Raw genomic sequence first — 12,704 nt, 5'->3', positions numbered from 1 at the left:
GTGGTCCGGGCGGGGCCCCTCACGCATGCGGCGGAGGCGTCAGGCCTTCTTGCGCAGCTTCTTCAGCTCGTCACGGGCCTCGCGCAGCGCGGCGACCTGCTCCTCACGGGCGGCGTGGATCGCGGCGACCTTCTCGTCCTGGGCGTCGCGGATGGCCTGCACCTTGGCGTCGCGGGCGCCCTCGATGCGGGCGGCGCGCTTCTTGGCGGCCTTGCGGCGCTTGCCGGGGCGGTTGGCCACGGAGTCGGCGGCGATGGCCAGGCCGGAGCCGACCAGGAAGATGTCCTTGGCGACGGCGGTGCCCTCCTGGGACGGACGCACGCCGTCCGCCTCGGTCATCTCCGGCGTGTTCAGGTACATGGAGAACAGACCGCCGGAGAACGCGGTCAGGGCGGAGCCGGCGAGCCAGCCCGGGACGAACGGGGCCAGCAGGGCCGAGCCCACGCCGATCTCGGTGGTCACGAGGAACTTCTTGAACTGCTCCGGTGACAGGTTGGCCAGCGCGGGCAGGCCGCGGGCGCTCATGTCGCGCAGGCCCTGGGCCTGCTCCGCGGAGATGCCGCGCTTGTTCAGGCCGGAGTTCAGGATGAACGCGCCGGAGGCCAGGCGCAGCGGAATCTGGACGATGCTCATGGAGTCTTCCTTCCAGTAGGGCCCGCGGCACGCACGTGGAGTGGGGTGTGGCGCGAACGGTCGGTGAGCGGTCTGCACCTCCGACAGTACCAACGGCAGCCCGCTCCCGCCCGCCCGGAGGCGCGGCTGTGCGCGCAGAGCGGACGACGTCGACGCCTCCACCACGTCGCCGAGGCCGTCGATGATGGACAATGGGGCGCATGCTCCCCCTCGTCGCACCCCTGACCGCGGCCGCCGCCGCGCCCACCGACTACGGCTGGCTCGGCAACATCGTCGTGGACATCATGGAGGCGGTCGGCCCGATCGGCGTCGGCCTGGCCGTCTTCGCGGAGAACATCTTCCCGCCCATCCCGTCCGAGGTGATCCTGCCCCTGGCAGGCTTCACCGCGGCCGGCGGCGCCTTCAGCCCGCATGCCGCGCTGGTCTGGGCGACGGTCGGCTCGATCGTCGGAGCGCTGGCCCTCTACGGCCTCGGCGCGTGGCTCGGCCGCCACCGCATGTACCGCCTCGCGGACCGCATGCCGCTGGTGGACATGGAGGACGTGGCCAAGACCGAGCGCTGGTTCATCCGATACGGCTACTGGACCGTGTTCCTGGGCCGCATGGTCCCCGTGTTCCGCTCCCTGATCTCCATCCCCGCGGGCATCGAGCGGATGAACCTCGCGAAGTTCACCCTGTTCACGGCGCTGGGCTCCCTGATCTGGAACGCGATCTTCGTCTACGGCGGCTACGCGCTCGGGGAGCGGTTCCACGTCGTCTCCGAGTACGCGGACGTCTTCTCCAACATCGTCCTGGTCCTGATCCTGGCCTTCCTCGCGACCTGGGTGGTCCTGCGCCTGCGCCGCGACGCCCGCCGCCGGAACGACCCGGACTGGCGCCCGCCGACCGCGGACGAGATGGCCGCCCGCGTCGAGGCCATCCTGGAGTCCTCCGACCACCGGAAGTGAATCGCATGCACCCCGTCCTGCCCTCCCCCCGCCGTGGCCGCGCGGCCCTCGGCCTGGCCGCCGTCGCCCTGGTGACGCTGAGCGCCTGTGCCCGCACCGAGCCGCAGCCTGAGCCTGCGCCCGCCACGACGGCGGCCTCCGCCCTGCCGTCCATGGACATGGCCCCGTTCACGGTCGAGGTCCCCTCGCACGACCTCGAGCGGGTGCCGGAGGCGAGCGTCGCCGTGCTCGAGGGCGAGGACCCGGACCACCACGGGGCGTGGCTGCAGGTGCCCGGGGCGCCGGCCTGGACGGAGGCCATGGCCGAGGCCGTGCGCGCCCAGATCGACCAGTACCGCCGGGACACCGACCCGAGCGCGGACCCGCGTCTGGAGATCCAGCCGCAGCTCGCCGTCGTGGCCGAGGACATCGCCGCGGCCCGCCTGCTCGCCACGGAGCGGCGCGGCACGGACTCCGTGTCCACCTCGCACGTGATCTGGTACTCGGCCCGCGAGGACCGCGTGCTCGAGACCGCCGATCTCTTCACCCCCGACGGCTGGGACGCGTTCCGCGCCGAGGTGCGCCAGCGCATGGCCAACGACCCGGACGTGATCGGCTCGCGCCTGGACTCGGCGGTCGACGCCCCGGAGCAGGTGGAGAACCGTCGCGTCTGGGACGCGGTGGTCTTCCTGCCGGACGGCAGCCTGATGCTCGAGGCGGACCAGGCGTCCATGGCGCCGGCCGCCGCGGGCGTGCTGACGGTGCGGATCCCTCGGGACACGGCGACCGCCTGGCTGTCCGACCTGGGCCACGTCGCCGCGGACGCCGCCTCCGCCCCCGCCGACCTGCGTCTGCCGGACCGCTCCACCCCGACCCCCGAGGAGCAGCAGCCGGAGCCCGCCCCCGAGCCGGAGCCCGAGACGTCCTCGTGGACGGAGGAGGCCACCGGCGCACCCGTGCCGCCCCCGTCCGCGCCCGCCGACACGGCGGCCCCGACGCCCAGCGTGACCACCCCGGTGCCGAGCAGCACGGCCCCGTCCTCCTCGGCCCCCGCGCCCACCCGCTCGGCCACGCCGTCCTCCCCGTCGTCTCCCCCCACCTCGTCCTCGCCGTCGGGCACGGGATCCGGCAGTCCGACGCCGAGCACCCCCGACCCGACGCCGACCTCCGCGACGCCGACCCCGACGTCCCCGACCCCGACGTCCCCGAGCCCGTCCGGTCCGTCCACGAGCGCGTCCGGTCCGTCCACGAGCGCGCCGGCCACGGACCCTGCGCCGGACCCGACCGAGTCCGCACCCGAGCCGACCGCCACCACGGCCTCCGCGTCCGCGTCGCCCACGTCGGGGGACCGCTCCAGCAGCACCCCCTGACCCCGGCGCCGGGCGCCGTCGTCGGCCGCGGTCTGCACCGTCGACGCGCGGCCGTGGCAGGATCGGGGCGATGACTGAGCACCTGCCCCGCCCCTGCCCGGACGCACCCGGCCCCGACGCCGTGCCGCCGCCCGCCGAGCGCGTCCACGCGCACGACCACAATCGGGACAAGGACCCCGCCCTCGTCCGACGGGAGCCGGTCTCCTTCGTCCGACGTGGTGCCCGCCTGAACGCGGGGCGGCAGGCCGTGTGGGACCGCCAGGCGGAGCGGGTCCTCGTGGACGTGCCTCGCGGCCGCGGCGCCACCTCGGTGGACGGCCAGGCCCGACTGGACTGGGCGGGGGTGTTCGGGCGCGAGGCCCCCCTGCTGGTCGACATCGGCTCCGGGCTGGGCGAGTCCACGGCGCAGGCCGCCGCCGACCGGCCGGACTGGAACGTGCTCGCCGTCGAGGTCTACGTGCCCGGCCTGGCCGCGCTCATGACGCGCGTGGAGCAGCAGGGCCTGGAGAACGTCCGCGCCGTGGAGGCCAACGCCCCCGAGCTGCTGGACGCCCTGCTCACGCCCGGCTCCGTCTCCGAGGTGTGGGTGTTCTTCCCGGACCCGTGGCACAAGAAGCGGCACCACAAGCGCCGCCTGGTCTCCCCCGCCTTCGCGGACCGCGTGGCGCGGGTGCTCACCCCCGGCGGGGTGCTGCGGCTGGCGACGGACTGGTCGGGCTACGCCGTGCAGATGCGCGAGGTGCTCGAGGCGCACCCGGAGTTCGAGAACCTCTTCCCCGGGCGCGCCGCGGGCGAGGACTCTCCGCTCACGCGGGTGCGCCGCGAGGGCAGGGAGACCGAGGTGGGTGCCCAGCCGCTGCCCGCGGGATGGGAGAGCGCGGCCGAGGAGGAGCGCCCCCTGCGCGCCGGCCTGGGCGAGGCGCGGGCCGGCGCGGCGGCCGCGGACCCCGTGGACCACGACGGCGGCTGGGCGCCCCGGTTCGAGGGCCGACCGATCACGAGCTTCGAGGCGAAGTCCCAGCGGGCCGGGCGGCTCGTGTTCGACCTGGCGTACCGCCGCCGCTGAGCACGGGGCCCGACGGGGTCGCTTAGGCCGGGGCGACCGGCCCGGCCGGGTCGGCGCCGTCCGGAACGGGCGACAGCGGCAGGCCGGCGGTCACCCGCGCGGTCGCCGCGAGCGTCACGGACCCGGCGTCCCGGTAGCCCCTCGGGGCGTCCTCGGGGGCCGTCGGCGACCAGCGGGCCGTGCGGTGGCCGCGGACGGCGGCCCCCGCCAGGCCGGGCCGCGGGGCCACCGGCAGCACGGCGGCGTCCGTCCAGTCCCGACGACGGCCGACCGCGCGGCCGACCCGGGCGAGGAGATCGCCCGGGGCCAGGGCGCGGAACGTCCGCCCGGACCGCAGGCCGAGGTGCGCGGCCCGGGCCGCCAGGGCGGCGGGCAGGCCGACCGTGCCCGAGACCACGAGGGCCTCGACGGGACGCTCGGCCGGCCACGGGGCCTCCGCGTCGTCGGGCTGCAGGCCCCGGTCCGCGAGCAGGCGCAGGGCGTGCGCGGCCACGAGCGAGCCGTACGAGTGGGCCTCCACGGCCCCGTGCACGGCGGTCCCGCGGGCGCGCAGGGCCGGGGCGACATCGTCGTCCTCCCCCGGCCCGTGGCGCAGGAACTCCCACCAGGCCCGCACATCCGCGGCGAGCATCGCGCCGCCGCGCCGGCCGGGGCCGTCGAGCACCACCCGCCAGGGCGTGGGTGCGGGGTAGCCGAGCCACCCGATGACGACGGGGCGGGGTGCGCCGGCGGCGCGCTGGGCGGCGGCGAGGTGGGCGGCCTCCCGGGCCGTCCCCCACATGGCCGTCTGGGGGCGGATGCCCATGCCGGAGACGAGCCAGGTCAGGTGGGTGGCGGTCGCGGGGTCCCCCGCGGCGACCACCGCGCGCGGCCCGTCCGGGCCCTCGAGGACGTAGTCCAGCAGATGCCGGGCGGGCAGGTGCGGGTCCATGCCCTCCGGCTTGAGGGCGTGGACGATCCCGTCCAGGGCGCTCCGGGCCTGCCGGCCGAGGCCGTCGCGCCGGGCCATGTCGGCGCGCAGCCGCTCCTGCACGCGGGACCGCGCGGCCGCCCCGAACGACGCCCGGCTCAGTCCTGCTCGGACTGCCACGTGGGCACCCGTCGGAGGCCTGCGACGCCGGAGGGCAGCCTCCGCAGGCCGCTCGGGCAGGCCTCGCCCGCGGTGTCCGCCCCGGCCCGTGCCGCGGCGTGACGGCGGACGGCCATCCGGTCGGCGTAGCGGGCCGAGACGTCACCGCCGGAGCCCACGGTGAAGACGCGGGCCAGGCGGGAGGCGTGGTGGAGGCGGTCCACCTGGGCAGCCAGCTCGACCACGGTGTCCTGCAGCTGCTCGACCTCGCGCTGCAGCGCGATCACGCGGCGGATGCCCTCCAGCGAGATGCCTTCGCGGCTCAGGGTCTGCACGGTCTGCAGCCGCTCGACGTCGGCGAGGGAGTAGCGGCGGTGCCGTCCGTCCTGGCGGGCGGGGACCACGAGGCCGAGCCGGTCGTACTGGCGCAGGGTCTGCGGATGCATGTCCGCCATCTCGGCGGCCACGGAGATCACGAAGACCGGGGCGTGCCGGTCGGGACCCCCCTCGCGGCCCCGGTCCGCACGGGCGGCGCCGTCGCGGGCGCTCACCAGGCTGCCTTCCGGGCCAGCTCCCGCCGCGGATCGTCGCCGGCAGTGGCGGACTGCAGGGCCTCGACGGCGGCGCGGGCGTCGTCGTTGAGCGTGGTGGGCACGGTGACGCGCAGCTCCACGAGCAGGTCACCCGTCGTCTTCCCGCGCTCGACACCGCGGCCCTTCAGGCGCAGCACGCGGCCACACTGGGAGCCCGCCGGCACCTTCACCTTCACGGGGCGATCCAGCGTCGGCACCTCGATCGTGGCGCCGAGGGCGGCCTCGGGGAAGGTGATCGGCACGGTGATCCGCAGGTCGTCCCCGTCCCGGCGGAAGAACTCGTGCTCGCGCACGTGCACGGTGACCAGCAGGTCGCCGCGGCCGGCCGGGCCGGGCGAGCCCTTGCCGCGGGCACGGACCTTCTGGCCGTCGCGGATGCCCTTCGGGATCTTCACCTCGATCGTCTCGCCGTCCGGGCCGCGCAGGGACACCGTGGTGCCCTGGATCGAGCCGCGGAAGGAGATCGTGGTGGTGGCGGTGCGGTCCGCGCCCTTCGTGGGGCGCGGCCGTGCGTACCCCGCATCGCCGAAGCCGCCGGGGCCGAAGCCGCCGGGCTGGCCGGCGGCGCCACTGAACATCCCGCTGAACAGGTCGGACAGGTCGGGCTCGGACTGCGTGGTGCGGGGGCCGCCCCCGCCGCCGAACATGCCGCCGAAGACGTCCTCGAAGCCGCCGCCGCCGGCACCGCCCGGGGCGGAGAACCGGGCGCCGCCGCCCATCGCGCGGATCGCGTCGTACTCCTGGCGCTCCTGGGGGTCGCTCAGGACGGCGTATGCCTCCGAGATCTCCTTGAACTTCTTCTCGGCCGCCTCGTCCCCGGGGTTCTGGTCCGGGTGGTGGGTGCGGGCGAGCTTGCGGTAGGCCTTCTTCACATCCGCATCGGAGGCGTCCTTGGACACCCCCAGGGTCGCGTAGAAGTCCTTGTCCATCCAATCCTGCGAGGCCATGGTGCCTCCTCTCGTGTGCATCGGTCAGGGGGTCGGCCGGCGGCGGGGTGGGCCGCCGGCCGACGGGGTCACTCGTCTCCGGCGGAGACCATCACCTGGGCGGCGCGCAGCACGCGGCCGTCCCGGACGTAGCCGTTGCGGAAGACCTGGACCACGTGGTCCGCGGGCACCTCCGCGTGCGGCTGGCGCATCACGGCCTCGTGCAGGGCCGGGTCGAACTCGACGCCGGCCAGCGCCGCCTGGTCGTGGCGCTCGAGGCCGAGGCCGGCCAGGACGGTGTCGAGCTTGGTCGCGATGGCGGCGAACGGGCCGTCCGTCAGGTCGCCGGCGGCGCGGGCGGCGTCGATGTCGTCGAGCACCGGCAGCAGTGCGGTGACGGCCTTGAGCACGCCGGCGTCCCTGGCCAGGTCGCGGTCGCGGTCCACGCGACGCTTGTAGTTCACGAACTCGGCCTGCAGACGTCGCAGGTCGGTCTCGAGCTCGGCCTCGCGGTCCGAGGCCGCGGGCTGCGGCGCCTCGGTCCCGGCCTGCGCGCCGGCCTCGTCGAGGATGCGCTCGGCCTGGGCGAGGGCGTCGCCGTCCTCGGCCTGCTCTGCGGCGCTCTCCGCCGAGACCCGGGGCTCACCGGTCTCGGGGTCGATGCGGCGACGGTCGTTGAACACGATGGGCTCCTCCTCGGAGCCGCGCTCGGCGTCGGAGGAGCCGTGCGGACGCTGCTGGTCGGCGCTCATGGTGTGTCCTTTCGAAGCGGGTGGGCGCGGCGGGTCCGCCGCGCGGGGGTGGTGCGGGAAGGCCGGCGGGCTGGCCCGGCAGGGGCGCTGCCGGGCCGGCCCGCCGGCGTCGTGGGCCTCCGGGCGGGGCGGGCGTGGACGCCCGCCCCGGCCCCGGGGTGTCAGGCCTTCTTCTCGTCGTCCTCGTCGACCACCTCGGCGTCGACGATGTCCTCATCGTCGCCCTGCGGGGCGGCGGACTCGGCGCCGGCGTCGGCCGACTCCGCGCCCTGCTGGGCGTAGAGGGCCTCGCCGATCTTGACCTGGGAGGCCTGGAGCTTCTCGAACGCGGCGGCGACCTCGTCGTCGTTGTCCTGCTTCTCCAGGGCGGCCTTCAGGGCGTCGACGTCGGCCTGCACCTCGGTCTTGACGTCCTCGGGCAGCTTGTCGCCGTTGTCCTGCAGGAGCCTCTCAACGGAGTAGGCGGACTGCTCCGCCTGGTTGCGGCGGTCGGCGGCCTCGCGGCGCTTCTTGTCCTCGTCCGCGTGGGCCTCGGCGTCCTTGACCATGCGGTCGATGTCCTCCTGGGACAGCGAGGAGCCGCCCGTGATGGTCATCGACTGCTCGGTGCCGGTGCCCTTGTCCTTCGCGGAGACGTGCACGATGCCGTTCGCGTCGATGTCGAACGTGACCTCGATCTGGGGCATGCCGCGCGGGGCCGGGGCGATGCCGGTCAGCTCGAAGGTCCCCAGCGCCTTGTTGTCCCGGGTGAACTCGCGCTCGCCCTGGAAGACCTGGATGGACACGGAGGGCTGGTTGTCCTCGGCCGTGGTGAACGTCTCGGAGCGCTTGGTCGGGATGGCCGTGTTGCGCTCGATGAGCTTGGCCATCACGCCGCCCTTGGTCTCGATGCCCAGCGACAGCGGGGTCACGTCGATCAGGAGCACGTCCTTGCGCTCACCGGCGAGCACGCCCGCCTGCACCGCCGCGCCGATGGCGACGACCTCGTCCGGGTTCACGCCCTTGTTGGGCTCCTTGCCGCCGGTCAGCTCCTTCACGAGCTCGGACACGGCGGGCATGCGGGTGGAGCCGCCGACGAGGATCACGTGGTCGATGTCGGAGACCTTGACGCCGGCCTCCTTGATGACGTCCTCGAACGGCTTGCGGGTGCGCTCGAGCAGGTCCTTGGTGAGGTCCTCGAACTTGGCGCGGGAGAGGTGCTCGTCCAGGTGCACCGGGCCCTCGGGGGTCACGGACAGGTACTGCAGCGAGATGCTGGTGGAGGTGGCCGAGGAGAGCTCCTTCTTGGCCTGCTCCGCCGCCTCCTTCAGGCGCTGCAGGGCGATCTTGTCCTTGGACAGGTCCGCGCCCTTGGACTTGGCCTGCTGGAGCAGCCAGTCCACGATCCGCTGGTCCCAGTCGTCGCCGCCGAGGCGGTTGTCGCCGGCGGTGGCGCGCACCTGGATGGTGGCGAAGTCGTCCTCGTCCTTGGCGACCTCGAGCAGGGACACGTCGAAGGTGCCGCCGCCCAGGTCGAAGACCAGGATGAGCTCGTCCTCCTTGCCCTTCTCCAGGCCGTAGGCCAGCGCGGCCGCCGTGGGCTCGTTGATGATGCGCTTGACATTCAGGCCCGCGATCTCGCCGGCCTCCTTGGTGGCCTGGCGCTCGGCGTCGTTGAAGTAGGCGGGCACGGTGATCACCGCGTCGGTGACCTTCTCGCCCAGGTACTCCTCGGCGTCGTGCTTGAGCTTCATCAGCGTGCGGGCCGAGATCTCCTGCGGGGTGTACTTCTTGCCGTCCACCTCGGTGGTCCAGTCGGTGCCCATGTGGCGCTTGACGGACGCGTAGGTGCGCTCGGGGTTGTTGACGGCCTGGCGCTTGGCGACCTCGCCGACCAGGACGTCCCCGCCCTTGGAGAACGCGACGACGGACGGGGTGGTGCGGGCGCCCTCGGCGTTCGCGATGACGACCGGGTCGCCGCCCTCGAGGACGGCGACGACGGAGTTGGTGGTGCCGAGGTCGATGCCGACTGCACGGGACATGGTGGGGTCCTTCCTGTCTGACGGTGAAGCGGGGGCCGGACCCGCGGGCCGGGGGCACCGACGCCACAGGGACTTGAGCCTTCATGACTCAGGTTGCCACCGGGTCGGTGGACTGTCAAGTGAACCTGAGTCGACTTCACTCACTTCTGCTTCTGCGGGGGTCAACGCGGGCCGTCCGCGATCCATTCCCGGCGCCGCGGATCCGCTCCGGACCCGCCCGCGCACGCCGCTCAGACCTGGAAACACGACGACCTCACGCGGTTGGATGGCGGATCACGGGGCGTCGCCGACGGCGCGCCCACCCCAACGGAGAAGGAGCACCACCATGGCCGAGAAGAACGCCGCCGAGTACACCGTCCCGGGCCTGTCCCTGAGCACGGGCCGCCGCACCGCCGAGATCCTCCAGGGCCGCCTGCACGCCCTCAACGACCTGCAGCTCACCCTGAAGCACGCCCACTGGAACGTGGTGGGCCCCGGCTTCATCGGCGTGCACGAGATGCTCGACCCCCAGATCGAGCTGGTCCGCGGGATGGTGGACGTCCTCGCGGAGCGCATCGCCACCCTGGGCGTCTCCCCCGCCGGCACCCCGGGCGCACTCGTGGCCGCCCGCGCGTGGGACGACTACACGCTGGGCCGCGCGTCGACCCTGGAGCACCTGGCCGCGCTGGACCTCGTCTACGACGGCGTCGTGACGGACCACCGCGCCGCCATCGACGCCACCGAGGACCTCGACCCGGTCACGCAGGACATCCTCATCGACCAGGTGGCCCAGCTCGAGCTGTTCCAGTGGTTCATGCGCTCGTTCCTGACCACCGACGACGGCCGGCTGAGCAGCGCAGGCACCACCACCGAGGCCGCCGCCGCGGGCCGCGTGAAGGGCGCCCAGTCCGCGCCCGCCCCGAAGGCCGGGCGCACGAAGAAGTCGGACGCGAAGAAGTCCAAGAAGAAGTGACCGCGCGCCCCTGAGGCGCCCGCGAGCACGGAGGGCCCGACCGCACCGCCGGTCGGGCCCTCCGTCGCCGTCCGGGCTCAGGCGGCCCGCGCCGGCCACCACACCTTCGGGCCGATGTCCCGCACGAGGGCCGGGATGAGCAGGGAGCGCACGATCAGCGTATCGAGCAGCACGCCGAACGCGACGATGAACGCCAGCTGCACCATGAACATCAGCGGGATCACCGCGAGCGCGGCGAAGGTGGCCGCCAGCACGACGCCGGCCGAGGTGATGACCCCGCCCGTGACGGTGAGGGCGCGCAGCACACCCGCCCGCGTGCCGTGCCGCGGGGTCTCCTCCCGCGCCCGGGTCATCAGGAAGATCGTGTAGTCGATCCCGAGCGCCACGAGGAAGACGAAGCCGTACAGCGGCACGGTGGGGTCGGCGTCCTCGAAGCCGAACACGTGCCGGAACACGAGGGCCGAGACGCCCAGGGCCGCGCCGAAGCTGACCACGGTGGCCGCCACGAGCAGCACGGGTGCCAGGAGCGAGCGCAGCAGCACCGCGAGGATGACCAGCAGCATCGCGAGGATCAGCGGGATGACGACCCGCAGGTCGCGCTGCGTGGTGACGTTCGTGTCCAGCGCCTGGGCCGCCGGGCCGCCCACGAGGATCTCGCCCGTGGCCGGGAGGTCCGCGAGCCGGTCGCGCAGGCGGGCCACGGTCTGCTGCGCGGCGAGGGACTCGCCCGGGTCCGCCAGGGTGGCCGAGACCAGCACGCGGCCGTCCACCACGCGGGGCTGCGGCTCCGGCGCGGACGCGGCGCCCGCCCCGCCCTCCGCGTCGGTCACGCCCGGGGGTGGGCCCGCGGCGGCCTCGGGGGCGTCCGTGGTGACCTCGGCCTCGGCCACGCCGGGGTCCTCCGCGACGGCGGCGAGCACCGCCTCCGCGTCCCCGGCCGGGGCGAGGATCTGGGCGGGGGCGCCCGCGCCGGCGTCGAAGTGCTCGCTCAGCAGGGCCTGGGCCTGCCGGGCGTCGGAGTCGCCGAGCAGCACGTCCTCCTGGGCGACGCCGTCCGCGCGCAGCTGCAGCAGACCGCCGCAGAGGGCGAGGAGCACGACCGTCGTGGCGACCCAGACGAGACGGGGCCGGCGCGCGACGACGGCGCCCACCCGCGTCCACACCCCGTGGTCCTCCTCGAGGCCGGCGACGGGCCGGCCCGCCCCGTCGCGCGGCGGGGTGAAGGCCCGGCCCCGGGCGGCGCGGCGCTCCGCGCGACGGCGCGCGCGCTCGGGGGACGGGATCGTGGGCCAGAAGGCGGCACGCCCGGTCAGCCGCAGCAGCGCCGGCAGCAGGGTCAGGGCGGCGAGCCACGCGAACGCCACACCCGTGGCGGCCACGGGGCCGAGGGAGCGCGTCGAGTTGAGGTCCGAGGCCATCAGGATCAGCAGGGCGAGGGCCACGGTCGAGGCGGACGCGGTGATCGCGCCGAAGGACCCGCGCACGGCGGCCCGCAGCGCCTCCCCGACGTCCGCCCGGACCAGCAGCTCCTCGCGGTGCCGGGCCACGAGCAGGAGGCAGTAGTCGGTGGCCGCGCCGATCACGAGGATCGAGAGGATGCCCTGGGCCTGGCCGTTGAGCTGGATCCAGCCCGCCAGGGCCATCCCGTAGACGGCCACGATCGCGCCGCAGAGCGCGGCCACGGCCGTCAGGAGCACGAGGACCGGCAGCAGGACGGAGCGGTAGACCGCCACGAGGATCACGAACACCACCGCGAGCGCCACGAGCAGCAGCAGCCCGTCGATCCCCGCGAACGCGCCGCCCAGCTCGGCGACCAGGCCCGCCGGGCCGCCCACGTGCCACTCGGTGTCCGCGGCCACGGTCCCGGCGAGGGCGGGGTCGGCGGCCGCGGGGTCCGCCACGACCTCCCGCAGGTCGGCCACCACGTCGGCCACGGGCCGCTCGGCCCCGACCGAGGAGTCGACGAAGGCCAGGAACTGCACCGCCGCGCCGTCGTCGGAGGGGATCGGGCCGGCGACGTCGGTCACGCCCGGCACCTCGCCCAGCCGGCCCGCGAGGTCCGCGAGCGCGGGGAAGGCGGCCGCGGGGTCCGCTGTGCTCGCCGGGCCCACGACGACGGCGGGCACGGCCTCGCCGTCCTGGAACGCCGCCGCCTCCGCCCCCGCGCGGGTGGACTCGGCCGACGCCGGCAGGAAGGTGGCCTGGTCATTCGAGGAGACGTCGCCGATCTTGCCGAACACGGGGCCGCCCAGGCCGAGCACGGCGAGCCAGACCACGGTGAGCGCCGCGGCCAGGCCCAGCCGCAGCCCCCGAGGGGGACGCCCCGTGGCGGCGGGGGTGCGGAAGGCGGACAGGTCGGGCGGGGTGGGCATGCCCCGAGCGTAGGGGATGGTTCG

At 74.9% G+C, this 12,704-nt stretch carries 11 protein-coding genes; 4 read left to right on the top strand and 7 right to left on the bottom strand.

From position 1 onward, the window contains the following. Positions 1 to 39 precede the first annotated feature (39 nt). Positions 40 to 633 carry a hypothetical protein gene (locus tag HDA34_RS09085; protein ID WP_020626481.1) on the bottom strand — a complete coding sequence of 198 codons (594 nt, stop codon included), beginning with the start codon at positions 631 to 633 and terminating at the stop codon, positions 40 to 42. A gap of 200 nt (positions 634 to 833) precedes the next feature. On the opposite strand from HDA34_RS09085, the gene HDA34_RS09080 reads away from it, so the two are divergent. The 3 genes from HDA34_RS09080 to trmB all read left to right on the top strand — a co-directional run bounded on the left by HDA34_RS09080 (position 834) and on the right by trmB (position 3,995). Further along, entirely contained in the window at positions 834 to 1,580 is a 747-nt protein-coding gene (locus tag HDA34_RS09080) for a DedA family protein (protein ID WP_049148024.1), read from the top strand. A 5-nt stretch (positions 1,581 to 1,585) separates the two neighbouring features. Further along, complete coding sequence (locus tag HDA34_RS09075) at positions 1,586 to 2,929, top strand: hypothetical protein (RefSeq protein ID WP_101966068.1); 1,344 nt, start codon at positions 1,586 to 1,588, stop codon at positions 2,927 to 2,929. Between the two features lie 70 nt (positions 2,930 to 2,999). Beyond that, a complete protein-coding gene (gene trmB, locus HDA34_RS09070) occupies positions 3,000 to 3,995 on the top strand; it encodes a tRNA (guanosine(46)-N7)-methyltransferase TrmB (RefSeq protein WP_020626479.1) in 996 nt (331 codons plus the stop codon). Positions 3,996 to 4,017: 22 nt separating this feature from the next. On the opposite strand, the gene HDA34_RS09065 is transcribed toward trmB, so the two are convergent. The 5 genes from HDA34_RS09065 to dnaK all read right to left on the bottom strand — a co-directional run bounded on the left by HDA34_RS09065 (position 4,018) and on the right by dnaK (position 9,356). Beyond that, the gene (locus HDA34_RS09065) at positions 4,018 to 5,085 is read right to left on the bottom strand and encodes an alpha/beta hydrolase (protein ID WP_225348670.1); all 1,068 of its coding nucleotides are present in this window, start codon (positions 5,083 to 5,085) and stop codon (positions 4,018 to 4,020) included. Then, entirely contained in the window at positions 5,064 to 5,615 is a 552-nt protein-coding gene (locus HDA34_RS09060) for a heat shock protein transcriptional repressor HspR (RefSeq protein ID WP_020626477.1), read from the bottom strand. Before HDA34_RS09060 ends, HDA34_RS09065 begins: the two co-directional genes overlap by 22 nt. Further along, positions 5,612 to 6,604 carry a DnaJ C-terminal domain-containing protein gene (locus HDA34_RS09055; protein WP_134377248.1) on the bottom strand — a complete coding sequence of 331 codons (993 nt, stop codon included), beginning with the start codon at positions 6,602 to 6,604 and terminating at the stop codon, positions 5,612 to 5,614. The genes HDA34_RS09060 and HDA34_RS09055 overlap by 4 nt, the downstream gene beginning before the upstream one ends. A 68-nt stretch (positions 6,605 to 6,672) precedes the next feature. Next, a complete protein-coding gene (locus HDA34_RS09050; protein WP_134377247.1) occupies positions 6,673 to 7,335 on the bottom strand; it encodes a nucleotide exchange factor GrpE in 663 nt (220 codons plus the stop codon). A 161-nt stretch (positions 7,336 to 7,496) separates the two neighbouring features. Then, positions 7,497 to 9,356, bottom strand: coding sequence for a molecular chaperone DnaK (dnaK, locus tag HDA34_RS09045; protein ID WP_041104534.1), 1,860 nt, complete (start codon positions 9,354 to 9,356; stop codon positions 7,497 to 7,499). Positions 9,357 to 9,681: 325 nt separating this feature from the next. On the opposite strand from dnaK, the gene HDA34_RS09040 reads away from it, so the two are divergent. Then, entirely contained in the window at positions 9,682 to 10,308 is a 627-nt protein-coding gene (locus HDA34_RS09040; RefSeq protein ID WP_036317229.1) for a Dps family protein, read from the top strand. 77 nt (positions 10,309 to 10,385) lie between these two features. Here the strand turns inward: HDA34_RS09040 and HDA34_RS09035 are convergent, their stop codons facing one another. Further along, positions 10,386 to 12,680, bottom strand: a complete 2,295-nt coding sequence (locus HDA34_RS09035) for an MMPL family transporter (protein WP_134377246.1) — start codon at positions 12,678 to 12,680, stop codon at positions 10,386 to 10,388. Between the last annotated feature and the right edge of the window lie 24 nt (positions 12,681 to 12,704).

Source organism: Micrococcus luteus, assembly GCF_014138885.1.
Lineage (GTDB): Bacteria > Actinomycetota > Actinomycetes > Actinomycetales > Micrococcaceae > Micrococcus > Micrococcus luteus.
The sequence above is the reverse complement of the archived record's forward strand: the minus strand, read 5'-3'. Positions and strand labels throughout refer to the sequence as shown.